28 protein-coding genes are annotated in these 16513 nt (G+C 42.4%); 12 read left to right on the top strand and 16 right to left on the bottom strand.

Annotated elements, in window-relative coordinates; all coding sequences use genetic code 11:
- Nucleotides 1-18 precede the first annotated feature (18 nt).
- Complete coding sequence (locus tag B5D48_RS04235; RefSeq protein ID WP_023936062.1) at nucleotides 19-579, top strand: 5-formyltetrahydrofolate cyclo-ligase; 561 nt, start codon at nucleotides 19-21, stop codon at nucleotides 577-579.
- Nucleotides 580-581: 2 nt separating this feature from the next.
- Here the strand turns inward: B5D48_RS04235 and B5D48_RS04230 are convergent, their stop codons facing one another.
- Nucleotides 582-782, bottom strand: coding sequence for a hypothetical protein (locus B5D48_RS04230; protein WP_023936060.1), 201 nt, complete (start codon nucleotides 780-782; stop codon nucleotides 582-584).
- A gap of 12 nt (nucleotides 783-794) precedes the next feature.
- Between B5D48_RS04230 and B5D48_RS04225 the strand changes: the two genes are divergently transcribed.
- The gene (locus B5D48_RS04225; RefSeq protein ID WP_036890234.1) at nucleotides 795-2294 is read left to right on the top strand and encodes a DUF5686 family protein; all 1500 of its coding nucleotides are present in this window, start codon (nucleotides 795-797) and stop codon (nucleotides 2292-2294) included.
- A gap of 437 nt (nucleotides 2295-2731) precedes the next feature.
- Here B5D48_RS04225 and B5D48_RS04220 read toward each other — a convergent pair whose 3' ends face one another.
- Genes B5D48_RS04220 through B5D48_RS04210 form a run of 4 tightly spaced genes read right to left on the bottom strand, consistent with a single transcriptional unit; the run spans nucleotide 2732 to nucleotide 4500 of the window.
- A complete protein-coding gene (locus B5D48_RS04220; protein WP_023936056.1) occupies nucleotides 2732-3277 on the bottom strand; it encodes a site-specific integrase in 546 nt (181 codons plus the stop codon).
- A 1-nt stretch (nucleotide 3278) separates the two neighbouring features.
- Nucleotides 3279-3530 carry a phage integrase SAM-like domain-containing protein gene (locus tag B5D48_RS09365; protein ID WP_158441708.1) on the bottom strand — a complete coding sequence of 84 codons (252 nt, stop codon included), beginning with the start codon at nucleotides 3528-3530 and terminating at the stop codon, nucleotides 3279-3281.
- Between the two features lie 52 nt (nucleotides 3531-3582).
- The gene (locus tag B5D48_RS04215; RefSeq protein ID WP_023936052.1) at nucleotides 3583-3867 is read right to left on the bottom strand and encodes a hypothetical protein; all 285 of its coding nucleotides are present in this window, start codon (nucleotides 3865-3867) and stop codon (nucleotides 3583-3585) included.
- Nucleotides 3868-3915: 48 nt separating this feature from the next.
- Complete coding sequence (locus B5D48_RS04210) at nucleotides 3916-4500, bottom strand: S24 family peptidase (RefSeq protein ID WP_234985399.1); 585 nt, start codon at nucleotides 4498-4500, stop codon at nucleotides 3916-3918.
- A gap of 469 nt (nucleotides 4501-4969) precedes the next feature.
- On the opposite strand from B5D48_RS04210, the gene B5D48_RS04205 reads away from it, so the two are divergent.
- The 5 genes from B5D48_RS04205 to B5D48_RS04185 all read left to right on the top strand — a co-directional run bounded on the left by B5D48_RS04205 (nucleotide 4970) and on the right by B5D48_RS04185 (nucleotide 7994).
- The gene (locus B5D48_RS04205; RefSeq protein ID WP_158441707.1) at nucleotides 4970-5422 is read left to right on the top strand and encodes an HK97 gp10 family phage protein; all 453 of its coding nucleotides are present in this window, start codon (nucleotides 4970-4972) and stop codon (nucleotides 5420-5422) included.
- Nucleotides 5419-6729, top strand: a complete 1311-nt coding sequence (locus B5D48_RS04200) for a hypothetical protein (RefSeq protein WP_023936045.1) — start codon at nucleotides 5419-5421, stop codon at nucleotides 6727-6729. Before B5D48_RS04205 ends, B5D48_RS04200 begins: the two co-directional genes overlap by 4 nt.
- 151 nt (nucleotides 6730-6880) lie before the next feature.
- Nucleotides 6881-7108: a hypothetical protein gene (locus B5D48_RS04195; RefSeq protein WP_143742804.1), complete on the top strand. Its 228-nt coding sequence runs from the start codon at nucleotides 6881-6883 to the stop codon at nucleotides 7106-7108.
- Nucleotides 7105-7323 (top strand): hypothetical protein, encoded by a 219-nt coding sequence (locus tag B5D48_RS04190; protein ID WP_023936043.1) that lies wholly within the window; start codon nucleotides 7105-7107, stop codon nucleotides 7321-7323. Before B5D48_RS04195 ends, B5D48_RS04190 begins: the two co-directional genes overlap by 4 nt.
- A 344-nt stretch (nucleotides 7324-7667) precedes the next feature.
- Complete coding sequence (locus B5D48_RS04185; RefSeq protein WP_042120122.1) at nucleotides 7668-7994, top strand: hypothetical protein; 327 nt, start codon at nucleotides 7668-7670, stop codon at nucleotides 7992-7994.
- Nucleotides 7995-8031: 37 nt separating this feature from the next.
- On the opposite strand, the gene B5D48_RS04180 is transcribed toward B5D48_RS04185, so the two are convergent.
- The 9 genes from B5D48_RS04180 to B5D48_RS09215 all read right to left on the bottom strand — a co-directional run bounded on the left by B5D48_RS04180 (nucleotide 8032) and on the right by B5D48_RS09215 (nucleotide 12459).
- Nucleotides 8032-8211, bottom strand: a complete 180-nt coding sequence (locus B5D48_RS04180; protein WP_023936040.1) for a hypothetical protein — start codon at nucleotides 8209-8211, stop codon at nucleotides 8032-8034.
- Between the two features lie 29 nt (nucleotides 8212-8240).
- Entirely contained in the window at nucleotides 8241-8771 is a 531-nt protein-coding gene (locus B5D48_RS04175) for a hypothetical protein (RefSeq protein WP_023936039.1), read from the bottom strand.
- On the bottom strand, nucleotides 8768-8962 hold the full coding sequence (locus B5D48_RS04170) for a hypothetical protein (protein ID WP_023936038.1): 195 nt from the start codon (nucleotides 8960-8962) through the stop codon (nucleotides 8768-8770). Before B5D48_RS04170 ends, B5D48_RS04175 begins: the two co-directional genes overlap by 4 nt.
- 229 nt (nucleotides 8963-9191) lie before the next feature.
- Complete coding sequence (locus B5D48_RS04165; RefSeq protein WP_023936037.1) at nucleotides 9192-9521, bottom strand: hypothetical protein; 330 nt, start codon at nucleotides 9519-9521, stop codon at nucleotides 9192-9194.
- Nucleotides 9522-9623: 102 nt separating this feature from the next.
- Complete coding sequence (locus tag B5D48_RS04160) at nucleotides 9624-9998, bottom strand: hypothetical protein (protein ID WP_023936036.1); 375 nt, start codon at nucleotides 9996-9998, stop codon at nucleotides 9624-9626.
- On the bottom strand, nucleotides 9995-11002 hold the full coding sequence (locus tag B5D48_RS04155) for a virulence RhuM family protein (protein WP_023936034.1): 1008 nt from the start codon (nucleotides 11000-11002) through the stop codon (nucleotides 9995-9997). The genes B5D48_RS04160 and B5D48_RS04155 overlap by 4 nt, the downstream gene beginning before the upstream one ends.
- Entirely contained in the window at nucleotides 10995-11201 is a 207-nt protein-coding gene (locus B5D48_RS04150) for a hypothetical protein (RefSeq protein WP_023936032.1), read from the bottom strand. Before B5D48_RS04150 ends, B5D48_RS04155 begins: the two co-directional genes overlap by 8 nt.
- A gap of 14 nt (nucleotides 11202-11215) precedes the next feature.
- Nucleotides 11216-12220 (bottom strand): Rha family transcriptional regulator, encoded by a 1005-nt coding sequence (locus B5D48_RS09385; protein WP_158441706.1) that lies wholly within the window; start codon nucleotides 12218-12220, stop codon nucleotides 11216-11218.
- 41 nt (nucleotides 12221-12261) lie between these two features.
- Complete coding sequence (locus tag B5D48_RS09215) at nucleotides 12262-12459, bottom strand: hypothetical protein (RefSeq protein WP_042120121.1); 198 nt, start codon at nucleotides 12457-12459, stop codon at nucleotides 12262-12264.
- 89 nt (nucleotides 12460-12548) lie between these two features.
- On the opposite strand from B5D48_RS09215, the gene B5D48_RS04135 reads away from it, so the two are divergent.
- Nucleotides 12549-12875, top strand: coding sequence for a type II toxin-antitoxin system RelE/ParE family toxin (locus B5D48_RS04135; RefSeq protein WP_042120120.1), 327 nt, complete (start codon nucleotides 12549-12551; stop codon nucleotides 12873-12875).
- Nucleotides 12862-13170, top strand: coding sequence for a helix-turn-helix domain-containing protein (locus B5D48_RS04130; protein WP_023936025.1), 309 nt, complete (start codon nucleotides 12862-12864; stop codon nucleotides 13168-13170). Before B5D48_RS04135 ends, B5D48_RS04130 begins: the two co-directional genes overlap by 14 nt.
- 54 nt (nucleotides 13171-13224) lie before the next feature.
- Here the strand turns inward: B5D48_RS04130 and B5D48_RS04125 are convergent, their stop codons facing one another.
- Both B5D48_RS04125 and B5D48_RS04115 read right to left on the bottom strand, forming a co-directional pair.
- Nucleotides 13225-13572 (bottom strand): hypothetical protein, encoded by a 348-nt coding sequence (locus B5D48_RS04125; RefSeq protein WP_042120119.1) that lies wholly within the window; start codon nucleotides 13570-13572, stop codon nucleotides 13225-13227.
- Between the two features lie 361 nt (nucleotides 13573-13933).
- A complete protein-coding gene (locus B5D48_RS04115) occupies nucleotides 13934-14341 on the bottom strand; it encodes a Panacea domain-containing protein (protein WP_158441705.1) in 408 nt (135 codons plus the stop codon).
- A gap of 71 nt (nucleotides 14342-14412) precedes the next feature.
- Here B5D48_RS04115 and B5D48_RS04110 point away from each other — a divergent pair, with 71 nt between their 5' ends.
- Genes B5D48_RS04110 through B5D48_RS04100 form a run of 3 tightly spaced genes read left to right on the top strand, consistent with a single transcriptional unit; the run spans nucleotide 14413 to nucleotide 16464 of the window.
- Complete coding sequence (locus tag B5D48_RS04110; protein WP_158441704.1) at nucleotides 14413-15048, top strand: hypothetical protein; 636 nt, start codon at nucleotides 14413-14415, stop codon at nucleotides 15046-15048.
- Nucleotides 15049-15082: 34 nt separating this feature from the next.
- Entirely contained in the window at nucleotides 15083-16177 is a 1095-nt protein-coding gene (locus B5D48_RS04105; protein ID WP_143742803.1) for a hypothetical protein, read from the top strand.
- A gap of 11 nt (nucleotides 16178-16188) precedes the next feature.
- Nucleotides 16189-16464: a collagen-like triple helix repeat-containing protein gene (locus B5D48_RS04100; protein WP_023936018.1), complete on the top strand. Its 276-nt coding sequence runs from the start codon at nucleotides 16189-16191 to the stop codon at nucleotides 16462-16464.
- Nucleotides 16465-16513 lie beyond the last annotated feature (49 nt).

The raw sequence follows: 16513 nt of genomic DNA, 5'->3' as shown, positions 1-16513 counted from the left end.
GTAACGAAGGAAATAGAAATGACCAAGCAGGAGATAAGAAAAGAGTTGCGTCGCAGAGCCAAGGAGGAGTTGAATGCAGAGCATGTGCAATGGGCTTCTCAAGTGGTGGTCGATTTGATAGAGACCTTACCGGAGTTTTCCGAAGAGAGGCGTGTGGGGCTTTATCACGCGCTGCCGGACGAGCCGAATCTTGCATCCCTTTTGGATCGGTATAGCAGCCGCATGGCTCTTTACTTACCCAGGGTGGAGGGCGATGATATTGCCTATTACAGGTATCGTGGGCCGGAAGATTTGCGGATAGGAGCTTTTGGAATAGAAGAGCCCAAGGCAGATCCCTCGGAAGCCTTGCCTCCGGAGAAATTGGACTTGATACTTGTGCCAGCTACGGCTTTTGATGACAATGGCTTCCGCTTGGGGCGTGGTAAGGGCTTTTATGATCGTTTCCTGCCCAAAGCTCCCAATGCTTGTCGTGTGGGGGTGACTTATGCCCTGATGGATACTCCCCAATTACCCACAGATCCGTGGGATACGGCCATGGATGTTGTCGTGAGCCCTCACGGGGTACGTCGCTGCAAGTGAGGTCAGCGTATATTGCGTCCTACAAAGACCAGTAGAATCAGGAGATTGAGTATGAGCAAACCTCCACCCATCCATATGACTTGCAGTTTGGGCCCCTCCAATACCAGTGTGCAGATACTTGCTGCAATTATAATGGCCAGGATTAGTCCTAATACAATGTAGGAGAAGATTGATTTAGCCTTAGAGTGTTGCTTGTCTTTCATGTGTGCAAAGCTATGGTTTATTTCTCTATCCGTGCTTATTTCAAGAAGACCCGTCGTCACTTCTATCTCCTTTTATTTCTCGTCTTTTTTCACTCGACATGGATGTTGGCTTCGGAGACTGACAGCTCTTGCATCTATCGTCCTAAGCTCATAGCTCCACGTGTGTATCGGCTTATGCCACAGGCGAAATCTACGGCTTATGGGGCTTATCGCTGCATAGACAGTTTGGACGCAAGGTTCGCCGAAAAATTCGGGATCTCGAGTGAGATTGAGGATGAGCGTGGCAGTACTCGTCAGAAGTTTCTCGATGCGGGGATGGCTGCTCTCTTTGGATACAATTTCCAGCTTGACTCTTGTTGGATGTTAGGAGTGGACGGGCTGGGGTTTGCTTTTCCAGAAGTCAATAGCACTGACGGCATATGGTGTGGTTATGAACTGATTGCTGCTTACAAACCTCGTGCAGGCTATGCTTTGCATGCCAGAGGGAATGCCTACTATACCACCGGGCGAAAAAAAGTGGTTTGGCATAGCTATTTGGGCTTGCACTACACCCCGGAGAGAGATGGAATGCTTTTCTTGGGGTTGGGGCAGAGCAGTGGAGGATACAATCTCCTGAATGGTCATCAGTCTTATTTGCTCGATTATATAGAGCCTGCACTTGGTAATGAGCCGACACGGACTTATGAGAGAGACTGGCTACTGTTGAGAAACGAAATAGAGTTGAATCATTGGTTGGGGATAGACTTTACCTCCACTTTTGAACACCGCAGGCCGATTGTCGATTCTGCCTGGTACGGTTCTCATCGTGCTTTTTGTACGGAGTTAAGATTGCGTTTTCATCCTTTAGCCAATGTCCAAATCTCGCCAGCCGGACGGGCTGCTTATATTTCTCCCCTCGGGTATAGGATCCCCGAATTGTCTGTTGCCTATCGGCGAGCTTGGCCCTTGGGAGGAGACCTTCCTTCTTCCGATTACAGCCGATTGGAAGTGATGCTTCGCGGTACCTATGATATAGACTCTCGGCAGTATATGCATTATGCGTTAGGAGCGGGAGCTTATATAGGCAAGATGTGGCGGAGTGAGCAGGATTTGAAATACGTTTCTACAGCCAATACCGTTGGTTTTTCCCAAATGTCTTATCGTTTTCAGACAATAACCCCTGCCCGCAATTTGGGAGAGAGATGGCTGTCGATTTATCTGAATTATGAGACTTCTATCTTTCCCTTAGCAAAGGCAATGGGGAGGAAGGGGTTCCCACTGGATGAAGCTATCCATTTCAAAGCTATTGTTTCTCGATACGAGGAGCCTCCTCTGTTGCAAGAAGAGCATTTGCGTTATTTGGGTAAGAGAGAGACATCCGTTTGGACGGAATATGGCTATAGTCTCGGGATCGGAGATTTGATGCGTGTCGGTTTCTTCTTGGGGTTTGATAGGCACAGATATTCCTCTCTTGCATTTCGAGTGTCTGTTCCTCTTTTGCAGCTTTATCGTTTTTGGGGAGAGCGAGACTGACAGGTCGGAAATTACTTTTTCCTTTTTCTTTTTTGATAGAAACTTCTTGGAGGGAGATAGCTCCGGAGCCTTGAGCTGTCTATTCCTTTTCCCTATTGACTAACAATGGGCTGTGACAAAACTTTTGTTTGTCACAGCCCATTCTAATGTGTTGCTTATAAGTCGTTTACTGCGGAAGGACAGGAAGCAAGACCTTGCTTTCATGTACTGTCACAAAACGCCAAATAGTCGTTTGTTTCACATATTCGATAGCATGAAGTTGCACCATCTTTCATATCACAGTTGAAAAATCGTGTACAAATCCATGTGGATTGATTTTTACAAATATTCCGTGTACGCTCAAAGAGAGTCGAACTTTGACATAGATTTCTCTTTCAATTCGTCCACTATTTTTGCGTAAAGCTTCATCGCTTCAAAATTAGAGTGTCCAGTCCACCTCATATCACTTCAACCGGGATGCCTAATTGAAGAGCTGTGACAACGAAGGTGCGCCGTCCGACGTGTGTAGTCAATAGATACCACTTGGGATATACCTCTTCATGCCGCTGGTTGCCCTTGAAGTAAACTATTCGTGTAGGTTCGTCAAGCCCGACAACCTGCCCCAATGTTTTGAGGTGGGCGTTCATCTTCTCATTCGAGATAACGGGCAATACCTTATCATCTGTGAAATTACAATCTCTATACTTATCAATTATCGCCTGAGAATGCTTGTTTAGTTCAATCCTGAGCCCATCAACAGTCTTCTTTGTTACCACATGAACAACCCCTTTCTTTACATCAGAACGTTTTAGCTTAGCAACATCGGAATACCTAAGCCCCGTGAAGCATTGAAATAAGAATACATCCCGTACACGTTCAAGGGCTTCCTGCATTCGCTGAAACTCAAAATCTTGAAGAAGTTTCAGTTCCTCTCGTGAGAGGTAGATGATTTCTTTTGAATCAACAGAAATACCCTTCAGCTTTGGCTTGAATGTATTGTGCAAATTACCGTTGTAATACCCTTTTTGAGCCGCCCATCTTAAGAACCACCGCAAGAATGAAAGCTGTTTCGATATGGTTGTGTTTCGAAAGTCTTTTTTTATTGCAGTAGTTAATAAGATTTTGCAGTTTTTCCTCTGTCAGAGAGGGGAAAGATATGTTTGGGGCAAACGATTTGAGGCGATGTCGTAATGTTCGGAACTTTTGAAATGTTGATGGGGTCCACTGGTTTTGTTCACCAACTTGCCTTGTGAACATATCGAACACATGCTAGAAATCAAGTTTGCCACTTTCGTCGATCAACATCTAACTAACGAATTTCTAATTTTCCACGACCAAGTAACAGCCATTGCGGAGAAATCCCGAAATCCTCACATATGTATGCAAGTGCATCAATATCGATTTCTTTATAATGCATTTCGTCGATAGGTTTGCCGAAATCACCCTTGATACGATAGTACTTTACAAGGTTCAAGTTGTGAGCCTCACAAAAAGACTTCAAGCCAGTTGTTCTCCCCAGTGCCTTGGCCATTGCGATCGCATCAAAGAAGCGTTTTTGTATTTCGATCACTTGCGGGTTGATGGATTTCTTCATCGCTTCTCTTTGAATGTTACATCTATTATCTCGTTGAGGTTCTCTTGTCTATTTAACCGACATACAAAGCATCACTCTGTATATTCCGAATATGTCCGCCATTGACACATCAAATGGGGCATATCGTTCATCCGGGTTGATTGACACACATTTCACGTGGCCCTCCTTCTGAGATGGTACAAGTATTTTTATGACTGTGCCATTGCAGGTATCTAACACGTATACCTTTCCCCACTCGAGAAAGGCTTTCTCATTGATCTTCTTTATGAGAATCTGAGCTCCGGAGGGGTATTCAGGAGCCATACTATCACCTGAAACAGTGACTGCAAAATCAGCTCCCTTTATTGGCGAAATCACACGCTCACAATTACGATCCTTGACAGACACAACAAAGTCATTAAGGCTGCCGGCTTGTGCTGATATTGGGAGCAATGGGACAAAGCAAATATCACTTGCGACTTCTGTCGTGTTTGAAGAGGCATCATCTCCATCGTCTTTGAGTAGCATTTCGCCTTCACCGGTTAGGAGCCAATCGCCAGAAACATCATTGAAGGTACTAATTAAAGATGCAACAAACTGTTCGGTCAAGTTGCGCTTATTATTACGCAATTCTGATATATAACTCTTATCCACATCCAATTTTATGGATAAATCTGTTGCATTGTATATTCTCCCATCGTTTTTTAACCTATCAAAAAGATATCTAAATCTCTGGTTTTTAGATGTTTCTACAACTTAACCTAGTGCATTGGTCCTAATTGTTCCCATGTCGCATACAATAAAACGTTGCACATACAGCTGATTGTTGTCTCTTTGCGCCGTGATACTTACCTAAGTATCGCAAAGGTAACAAATGCATATAGCAAACGAAGAATACATGGGAAAGACAAAATTCAGGTCGTACTACGACAAACTGCCAGACAAGAAAGTAGAGCCTCCCAAAAACCTCTTTCTCCAGAGGATTTTATCTGAATACGGAAAATGGTTGCAATGCAAGATGTTCTCGGAGAAGATAGATACACTAACGTCGAACTGACGTTATACAGATGTATTCGAACCAACTATCTAACAAAGGATTATGGGAATACAAGCGAATTTTGATATGAGTGCTATACGTGCTTACGCCTACAGCAAACATGATGAGCTTATGGAGGCCTTAATGGAAGCAATGAAAACGGCTTGTATTAAAATGGTCAAGCGAGCAAAACAGACTAATACGTATAAGGATCAAACCCACAAGTTACGTTCATCTATCGGATGTGTATTATACCACAATGGATTGGAAGTCTTCAATTATTTTGAGGACACTGGAGGTGAAATGGGGATAGACGGGGTTAATCAGGGGTTGGCTTTTGCTCGTAAAAAAGCAGGGGAAGAAGCTGGTCATGCTATGGTTGCTGTTGTTGTCGCAGGAGCTGAATATGCACGCTATGTTGAACATAAAGGGTTCGATGTGCTAACGGGTAGTTCATACGAGTTTGAGGCCGATATGGGAAATGAAATACGAGAAGTAATGGGCGCATTCAAAAAGCACGTAGAAAATGGTTTGAGATGAAAGGAGAAGAAGACAGCAAAGAACGCAAGCGTCAAAAGGAGCAGGATAAGTTGTTGCGGTTGTTGCAACAACTTATCTATCAAAACTACTTGATCTCATTCAAGCTTAAAGCTGTGAAAAATGCTATTGAGCAAGGCAGCGATGGCTTCTTCTTTGCTCACAACCATACGGCGAACAAGCAGATAGAGAAGATGCTCTCTACAATGGCGAGGCAAATGAATGTGTTGCTACTTAACGGTATTAAGCGAGAATGGAAATGTGGTGAAGAGAACTTTTGGGATAGGGTGAAACTTTCATTGTCAAAAACGGCACAGCAAAGGAAGTTGAACGACCATATTCGAGAACAAGCCACGAAAAGCGCACGAGATAAAACAGCGGAAGCCTTTTACAATGAGAAAAGGCACGGGTTTACTATTTCGGAGCGTGTTTGGAACTTATCACGGAATGCAAAAAAGGAAATTGAAATTGTCTTGCAAAACGGCATTAAAGAGGGTAAGAGTGCCGCCGAAATATCCAAGTCACTAAAAGGATATTTGAATGAACCTGAGCGTCTTTTTCGCCGTGTGAAAAATAAGGAAACGGGCGAATTAGAACTAAGTAAGGCGGCTCAAAAATACCATCCCGGGCAGGGTGTCTATCGCAGTGCCTACAAAAATGCTATGCGATTGGCACGAACGGAGATAAAGGCAGCTTATCACGAAGCACAATGGAATGCGGCACAAAACAACTCCTTGATTGTTGGGTGGCAAATCGTTTTGTCAAACAATCACACAACTTTGATAAAGGGAAAACCTGTACCATTCAAGGATATTTGCGATGAACTTGTTGGAGAATATCCTAAGTCATTCAAGTTTAAGGGCTGGCATCCTCAATGCAGATGTCAAATGTTGCCTATACTAGCAAAGCAGGAGGAACGAAATGACCTTTACCGAAAGATATTTGACGGGAAACGAGGAGAATGGAAACCCGATGAGGTAAAGTGTGTCCCTCAGGCGTTCAATGAATGGGTACAGGTTAATCAAGAGCGAGCCAAAGGATGGGCAAATATGCCACACTTCATCCGTGACAATCAAAAGTTTGTGCAGAGTAAGTTTGATGTAGATATCTACACAGACCAGGAAAAGAAATTCACACACGCACGCAAAACGAAAGAGGCAATGCAGCGTGTATTGGCAGAACTTTCGGCATTGTATCCAGATGTTCCTAACACAGAACTTGCCGCAATTCATCATTACACACGAAATGGCGGAAATTATCGACAATTAAACAAGCAGATGGAGAAAGGAATGCTTACAGTCTTCAACTGATAGCACAGGGGCTTGAGAAAGTCCCAATTTATCAAGGATCGGTGTATCGTGGTATGATTATCAAGCATAAGGAGTTTGAACGGGTGTTTGGTGGTGGCGTTGGAGTATTGTGAAACAAAATCGCTTTGTATCTTCAAGCAAGGATATGAATGTGGCTAAAAGATTTGCAGGATTTAGGGCACTGGGCAAGAAAGGGGTGCAACTTATGATAACGATTGTGAGCAAAAATGGGCGTGATATTTCCCAAATATCGGAATTTAATGGTAGCTTCGCTTCTGAAAATCAACAAGAAGTGTTATTTACCAGTAACACGGCATTTCGCATAGATAACTTAGAGGATAAGGGCGATGTGGTATGGCTAAATATGAGTGAATTATGAGCAATGCAGAAATAAAGGATGTGCGATTGGCTCGCTATGAGGCTACGGGGTTTTACTACATCGATGATGATAGCGAGGATGAGGCGAGCGATGCCCTTGCGGAGCGATATTTGGAGTATTTTTTCTTTTTTGATGATGGGGGGGGGAGTTTGTGTGGTATTTGCCCGAGGCAGAGCTTGATAATTTTGTGTTTGACCACAGCAACCACAGCCTGATGCGACGATACAAAGAGGTGAGTGAGGGGGAATTTCGGCATCGTAGTGCCGAGAGTCAAGCCGAATTTTACCGCCCTTGGCTTTGCCGAGAATACGGCATCGAGAATGTTCATTATCCAAAGTAGAGACAGAGAAGTAGCTTTGCAGCTGAAAATCAACAAGAAGTGTTATTTACTAACAACACCACTTTCCGAATTGACGAGGTAATAGATGGAACTGGAATAATACGAGTGCATATGACAGAGTTATAATAGATTATTTTCGAAGCGGAACACAGAAAAAATGCAACTATGAGCTACAAGATTACTTAATGGGAGAAAATAAGGTTTGATCAAGATGCAGGAATGTGGATGTATGGCATTGACTACCTGTTTAGTGATGGCTCTGTCGGGTCGTGCTTGTATTATGTTTCTCCAAAAGACGATAATAGTTTTAATGCTGAAACCAGCACCAAAGTACATAAGAAACTCGCAGAAAGCGAAAAAGAACACCACGAGTTTAGGCAGAAATGGGAAGAAGCAAAACAACGATGGAATGCCCTAACCCCCGAACAGCAAGAGGAAGAGCGAAAAAAGACGGAGGCTTATGATGAACGCATACTTGCTGAATCGGGATACTTCGATGAAGAAGACGACGAGGAGAATGAAAAGGGCAGGTCTATCACAATGTAGGCCCGCCCTTTTTGAATCGTTGCACACAATATTTTAATTATCTCATTAGCCCCTTTGATGCCCCCTTTTGAATTGCTTCATTATGTTTCCCCTCAAAAATCAAATTTCCAATATTGCAATATTTAGGCATTACAGAAGAAACCAATACATTTTCAACTTCAAATTTCTTTGGTTCGTCTTTCTCTTTGTGTTCGAATAATTTCTTTAGCCAGCTCATAGAATATCGTGCAAATTTCGGGTGGGGGATTATTTCTCGCTATTATCTTCATCTTTGACAATCCTTGTCAAGTCTTTGTCAAAGTAGAATATGCGGTGTGCGATTATTTTGTTACCGCTTGCGTTCTTTGCCCTGAAAGAGTGTGTTATTTGCCAACCTATAAATTCAGGTGTAAAAAGAGAATCTAATTCTTCACATCTCCTAATATGAAACATTGCACTATCCAACAGTAACATTGCTTCTGTTGCATATCGTGCTTGTTCTTGATATAACCCAAATTTACTATATAGCTTAGCGTCTTCTCCCTTTTCAAATCCCTTTTCTTTTAGTTTCTCAGCCAATGAAAGAGAAGTTTGGAATTCTTCGAGGTCTTTAACTTGCGAAAAGGTAGAATCGAGTGTGCCGAATTGAACACTTTCATAGCTACTAAAATCGTGAAGCGACACCTCTAATCGTTTCTTGACAAGAAGCTCGGCTTGCTTTTGTGGGGTCTTCTTGCATCCCGAGAATGCTACAACCAGCCCGACAAGGGCGATCATTGTAATTAGTAATTTCTTCATTGCTGTTTGTTTTTTGGTTTGTCTAACTTCTTCATTTTCCGATAGCCTGATTTGAGTTCTTTCTTTATATCGGGCAATGTTCTTTCTTGCGGTAGCCTTTCGGGGTCATTCACCATTACACTATCCCCATTCTGAAAGGAGATAGGACTACTGTTGAATTGGAAGATTTGTACTTCGGTAGCTTGTAACATAGCTGTAAACAAATAAAAGGTGTAGACCTTTCCCGTTGTTACAGGTTACCGAGGTCCTTTGCACGCCATTAAGCAATGCAACGGGGGTATTCACGCCAATATCTATTTCTTTGCCGATGCGACTATATAAAAATAGCCCTCAACCTACGTTTGAGAGCCTATAAGTCGCTCTCGATTACTTTGAACACCGCAAAGGTGGTGCAATGTTTTTGGATTGTGCAAATTGGGGTTATTTCTCTGTCTGTTCCTGTTCTTCTTGAGAGCCAAATTCAAGGATCTTCTTAAGCGCATAGCCTTTATTAAGGATTTCTTTTACGTCTGACAAGTGAGTTGAGATGTTACACAGAATATGGAGGGAAGTGCCACTCAAAAAAGCAACAGCGCCACCTATAAGTATTGCTGGATTACTTCCTTCGATTGCGGCGATAATACTAATTAACGCCGCAATAATTGAGAGCCATGCAACCACACGCAAAGTGCTCTCCCAAGCTGTGCTTTTATTTGCTTCGATTTCTTGTTCTTTCCGTTGAAGCTCTTTTAGTTTTTCTACTTGTTTCATATTCTTTGTTTTTTGGGGAGTGAAAAGCCCATAACTTTCTACTTTTGATTTGTACGAGTACAAATGCCCATGGATTATGCAAGTGCAGTATACTTCATGAAATTACTCCCTCGTGTATGTGCGTTTTCCTCCACTTATAGTTCCCATATCAGTTGAAAGAACACTTCCAGAGACCTTACCACTGATAGTTTTTTCTCCAATCGTCCAAGAGACAGAATTTCCCTTGAAAGAGTACGTTCCTTCTTCTACATCAACACCAGAGAACATTCTTGTTTTTCTCACCCTTATTTCTTGGCATTTGCTATCGGTAAGAAACTCAATGGATGTGGTACAGGTCCCTCCATAAATCATTTCTGCAATATCATCAGGAGCTGTCCATTTTGTTCCCTTGAACAGGTTTGTAGGTTCATCCTTTGAACATCCCGAGAACGCTACCAGCCCTACAAGGGCGATCATTGTAATTAGTAATTTCTTCATTGCTGTTTAGAGTTTTGAATTTGCTTTATATCTTGATCTAACTGCTTAATATCATTAAAGTGTTCTATTTCGCGTTGTCTGATTTTATAAGCTTCGTATTCCTTTGTTGCTTTGGAGACGGCTAATTTATGAGAGATTTTTCCAGCATGTTCAAGTATATTTTTCTCATTCATAGTTAAAATAAGGCGAAGTTTTTGTGCCCAATCTCGCATATACATAGGCTTTTCAGCAATAGCCTGCATTTCTGCATAAGCAAGAAATTGCTCCACAATAAGTTTAAGCTGGCGCATCTCCTCTTCATTCAGGTAGTTCTTGCTCGTTAAAGCATCGTTTTTTGTTACTCTACCTTGTTTTTCTGTTGATGTAAGCCCCATCATAGGGACTTGGGCATTGGAGCGATAGTAAATAAGTTCTGCAGCTGTTTGCCCACTTATTGCCCAAAGAAGCTTATTTTGCACCTCCTTGTAAAAAGAAATGGTCATTTCATCTCTCGGATCATAGTCTATGCTTGTAGCGTAGATATCCTTGATTTGCTGATAGAATATTCGTTCTGATAGGCGTATCTCCCTAATCCTGTCAAGTAATTCTTTGAAGTAGTTGTAACTTGAACCGCTCTTTAGCCTCTCATCATCCAAAGTAAATCCCTTGATAATATACTCTCGTAGGCGTTGTGTCGCCCAAATGCGGAACTGTGTGCCTTGTAGGCTTTTTACTCGATAGCCCACAGAGATGATGACATCAAGATTGTAGTGGTCTACTTGATATACTTTGCCATCAGAGGCAGTTGTTGCAAAATTTGCAACAACTGATGAGGGGTATAACTCTTCCTCTTCGAATATGTTCTTGATGTGTCGAGAAATCGTAGACTTGTCACGACAAAATAGTGTCGCCATTTGGTCTGTTGATAGCCATACTGTATCATTCTCAAAACGAACATCAACCTTTATTTTACCATCTTGAGACTGGTAAATAAGGATGCTCCCAGTATCGTGATCGTTATCCATACTTCTGTTTGAATTGAGTTATTATATCCTGCATCTCTGTTGGTAGATAACCCCACGCCTTGTCTTGTATATGTTGAGGAATACGGTAATAGGCTTCTGCAATGCTACCTGTAATTGTGGCTGACATAATAGCATTCTTCTGCGTTGCAAAGTTACTTATTAAATGAATGATACCCCTGATGAGCTGTACATCACTCATCAGGGGAGCTTTTTTTAGATGGCTTTCATATTAATGTTGATTAGGTTTTCTGCAACAGATATCTTCACAAACTCTTGAATTGCATCCTCCATATCACAATAGGCATTCAGCATCTTGTTATTGATCAATCTCTCTGCTTCTGCCTCTCCATAGATGCCCTCAATAACGCTACTGACTTCTCCATAGACTCGCTGTATCATCCGGATGCAAGCAATAAGGCGCGCCGTGTTATCGCTGATAGGCAAGCTCTTGATTTCTTCTACCATTGATTTCATTGCGCACCCCCTTTCTTTGACATTAGTTGATGTAGGAACCGACGCCCACGCTCTGTCCACACTGTGCAAATGTTCGTCCCTTGCGAGCCGTCTTGGCGTGTGTAGGAGAATGTGCGTGTCTTCGTGTAGTTTTGACCGCAATACTTTGCAGCTAACAACCATTGACCGCTTTGGCGTATCATTATACCATAACTTTTCAGCAGCTTGTGCAGTTTCAGCCGTACGCAAGTCAAGTTCCTTTGCCATCTGAGTACTCGTGTAGGTGTTTACAGAGTTCAATACATTATCTGCATACTCAACCTTCGGGGCTTGAGCTTTGAGTTGCTCACTCTGAATCGAGATCGTTTCTTGAGCGGCTTCGAGTTGTTGTTCCGCTAACTGCAAGCGGTTGTGCAGGATTTCTTGTGAGCGTGCTAAAATGTAGTCATCGCTTTTGAGCATCATTTCACGCTTGTTAAACTCGTTGATGAACATTTCTTTGAACTCACCCGCTTTTTTGCCGTTGTAACCCATTACCAAGAATGAAAAGCCATCCTTGGTGATTTCATACATCTTGTGGTTTTGTCCTGTCTTTTGGTTTTCAAAGGTAGCCTCGCCAAAATTGGCGACCCTAAAACTTTCTGAACAAGAGAGACTTTCAATGTCTCTACATACTTTGCTGTGTTCTTTCCCGAACACCTGCGCAACGATTAGACTTGTCGTTACGTCTCGCCCTTGTGAGCTGTGAATTACTAAATTTTCCATCTGTAACCATTTTAGACGGTTGTAGGCATAGGAAAAAGCGGCTACCATTTTGCGCTGGTTACAGATGGTATCTCCACTCCGAGAGCTTTGATTATCTTACGCAAAAGGCAACCGCCTATATCTTTCAGATGGGCAATAAAAAAGCCCACTTTTGATGTGAGCAACTTAACCGCTTGCTCTGCGAAGTAGGTACAACTACCATCTGTAACCGCTGCAAGGGTAGGTGTTAGATTTGACACGGCAAAATGAAATAAGGATTTTTTCTTCTTTGCATCAAAAAAAGTCTCTAAAGGTTGCTTTATATGGAAACTTTTATTACCTTCGCAGTATGAAAAGGAAGATAAGAACATACGGTGGCTACTTCGAGGCGTTTATGGCAGAGCTTGAAGATAAAGTACGAGAGAAAATTGAGTACGGATTGCTCTTGCTTAAAACTCAAGACCGTGTTTCTACTAAGTTTGTAAAGGCTGTTCGTGACGGCTTATTTGAGCTACGTACAGAGTACAATAGCAATATCTATCGTGTGTTCTTCATTTTCGATGAGGGTCAAATAGTGGTGTTGTTTAATGGCTTTCAGAAGAAGACACAGAAGACGCCAAATAACGAAATAGAAAGGGCATTAAAAATAAAGGAGGCATATTATGCAGACAAATAACCATCAAATTTCAGATTACGACTTGGTATTGGATGCCAAGTATGGTAAAGAGGGAAGCCCCGAGAGGCTTAAACATGAAGAAGAAGCCAAGGCATTCTATGCTGCACAACTACTTCTTCAAGCACGCAAGGAAGCCAAAGTTACACAAAGCGAGCTTGCACGGCGTGTGGGTACTACGAAGTCCTATATCTCTAAAATAGAGAATGGGGTGATAGAACCGGGCGTGGGGTTGTTCTTCCGTTTGGTGAATGCACTCGGCTTGCGTATTGACATCACCAGCCCGATAGGATTTTAATATGGAAGCAAGACAACAAATAAGAGGGAGCAGAAACGCTCCCTCTTCGTTTTTTTATTGCTTCGTGTAAACGAGTTCTCCAAATATCAGTTTGTTTCCATCAATCCTCCCCGATTGTGTTTCCGTCTTATTTGTTTCTCGGTTGATGGCGGTAAAGTGTATGAATGGCGGATTGTACACATATGTTCCGTTGTCGTGGTCTTCCTCGTGATACGTTCCGTTTTGATAGACGTAATCAAAGGTGAAAGTTCTTAAAGCGAATTTGATGGTTTTGATGCCGTCTGTTTCGTTTTTCCACACAGTACCATCTAGTGAGTAATCATTCTCTTTGTCATCCTTTGAACATCCCGAGAACGCTACCAGCCCGACAAGGGCGATCATTGTAATTAGTAATTTCTTCATTGCTGTTTTGTTTTATGAGTTATTTCACTACTAAAAAGTCTTTGTAATATGATAAATGCCAACCCGAGTACGTTAAGTGTTGTTGTTCCTAACACCGTCATTAAAACAGCGTCAGACAACCCTATACAGCACCTGCGATTGAAGATAAGAACAAGCAACACCGAAGCAAGCCAAACGGAGTCAACGATGATAACCCACCACGAAAGCCGACACCTCCAATTCGTATCACTTGCGTATCTCTTATTTTTCAGTTGATGCTCTTGCTCTTTGAGCGACTTAACGTCATTATTGCTTGTTGAAGCCGTAGATGGAGGCAATACCGACTCCGATAAGACAAACACATCGTTATCCCAATCCACCTTTACGACTCCGATTTTACAGAAATAATACTGTTAAAATAACCTTTGATTAAATGATCCGGGATTACATCGCCCCACTTAAAGCCATTTCTATTAGTTGTTTGGTACCAGGGGCTTCCATCACTATGTGACCACTCCGACAATTGCCCTGCATTCCAACCTCCGAAATGATTAAACACAAAATCGACAACCTTGTTGAGCTTTGTGTCTTTTAGAATCTTCTTTCGTTCTTCCTTTACAATATCATCTGCTGAGATAAGCGACAACTCTTGCTTAAGGAGTTTATTTCTTGTCGTTGGAAAGACAGGACCATAAGGCCAAGCTTGAGGATGCTCATTAAGTAATCGTTCGCCATAGATCCTCAAGTATGCACCATAGATGATATACAGGAGCTTCTGTACCTTAGTCATATTGATGGAGATTCTCCTATCATTTGCCAAGGCTATGATATAGGTTGCTATATCGGTACTCTTGTAGATGAATGTATCTTTTATTTCAACGCTTGTCTGATGCAACCGTAAAGGGAGGAAATGATATGGATCAAACATTCAATAAAGTGGCCTCCGACATAGATGCGGCTTTTGCAAAAATAGATGCGGCTGTTGGACTGCATAGAAGCCAAATCAAAAAGCTTGAAGAAGAATACAAGCAAATAGGACTTGCGCAAGGTACGTCTATTGATGCTAATAAAGGAGGATATCAAACAGATAGACAACAAGCTATTGCAGGAGAGATGAGGGTGCGCAGACAGCTGATAAAAGAGGCTGAAGATGCTGCGGATGAGCTCAGAAAGCATGAAGTCATCTTAGAGAATGTCAGGAAAAAGACAGAAGAAAGTGCAAAGGCATATCAGACTTTGCAGTCTCGTATTAGGGAATTGAAAGAGGAAATGGCAAGGCTTGTCAGCCAAGGCATTGACCAGCAAAGCGAAGCCTACAAATCTCTTGCTAACGAACTTGGACAATTAAAAAAAAGTTCAGACGGATATTGCTCAACAAGGGAAAATTCTATCGAGCGATCAAGCAGGTTTTCAAGGGGTTCTACAGGGTCTTTCGGGACTTGCTGGAGGGCTTTCTGCAGCAATAGGGGCTGTGTCATTGTTTGCAGGAGAAAATGAAGACCTGCAAAAGGTTATGACCAAAGTGCAGTCTGTGATAGCTATCACAATAGGATTGGAGCAGGTTTCACAAGCCCTCAATAAGAATGGAGCCTTCATTCTTCACACAGTTAGGAAGGTTAAGGAATTGCTAACTGCAGCTGAACTGAAGTTTGCTACAGCTCTTGGTATATCTAACGTTGCAGCGCAAGCATTGATGGCCACACTGACCCTCGGGCTATCGGTTGCTATAACAGGCGCAATAGTACTCATCGACAGGATTATCACCAAAAACAGAGAAGCCAAAGAGGCTCAAGAGGAGTTTTCAAATGCAGTTGTTGAGGGTGCATATAAACCAATAGCCAAGATTGAGCAGCTGTCTCAATCGTACAGAGCACTTGGTGACGACATGAAAGCTAAAGAGAAGTTCATCAAAGACAACAAAAAAGCCTTCGAAGAGCTTGGCGTATCCATTCGTTCTGTATCGGACGCCGAAAACCTGTTGATCAACAACAAAGAAGCATTCATATCGGCACAAATAGCTAAAGCGAAGGCAGCTGTGTACTTCAAAGAAGCCGAGGAAGAAGTGAAAAATCTAATTAAGCTTGAGAGAGAATTAGAAAAACTAAAACCGACGAAAGAACAATCTATACCAAGAGGTATGCATATGGTGACAGTGACGGTGGCAAACCCGGAGTATGAAAAGAAAAAAAAGGAAGTAGAAAAAGCCAATAGTAAGCTGCGTGAACTGTTCGATCTTTCGGCAAAGGAGGAGAAGAATGCATTTATTAAACTTAAAAATGCGAGTATTGGGGCTATTAACGATTATGATGAAGGTACCGTCCGTGCTATTAATCAGGCAATACAATCAAAAGAAGAAGAACTCAATAATTTAATCCCTCAATCTGATGAGTGGAAGCAAAAACTCAAGGAAATTGAAGACTTGCGAAAGCTAATTGAAAATCCCACCAAAGAGAGTGCACCAAAGGGCAACTTGAAGGACCCTTTTATTGAGAAACTTAAAAAGCGGAAAGAGGAATATGAGCATTTCAATAAGGCTATAAACTCAACCAACGAAGGTGTACGCAAGGAGGCGGTTAGCAAGTTTTCCGATCTCCAAGCTCTAATAAGCGTCCGAGCAGCTATGTAAGTTATTGGGCGGTGGTAGCAAGAGGTCGAAAGGGCGATAAAGGAGACAAGGGAGATGCAGGTCTGCAAGGCTTGCAAGGGCCTAAAGGTGACAGAGGTATTCCGGGGACTCCGGGTGCGAATGGGAAATCGTCTTATACGCACATTGCCTATGCCGACACGCTGAGCGGAGGAGGTTTTTCACAAAACCCGAGTGGAAAAAAATACATAGGAACATACACAGACTTTGTGCAGGCCGATAGCTCCGACCCTGGGAGATACAAATGGTCGCTAATCAAAGTACGATGACGCAGGCTATTTTTCTGTGTCTGAACCTCAAAGCTCTGTGTGGTGGCAG

Source organism: Porphyromonas crevioricanis (assembly GCF_900167225.1).
Taxonomy (GTDB): Bacteria; Bacteroidota; Bacteroidia; order Bacteroidales; family Porphyromonadaceae; genus Porphyromonas; species Porphyromonas crevioricanis.
Note: the sequence above shows the minus strand (reverse complement) of the source record. Positions and strands in the feature narration are given on the sequence as shown.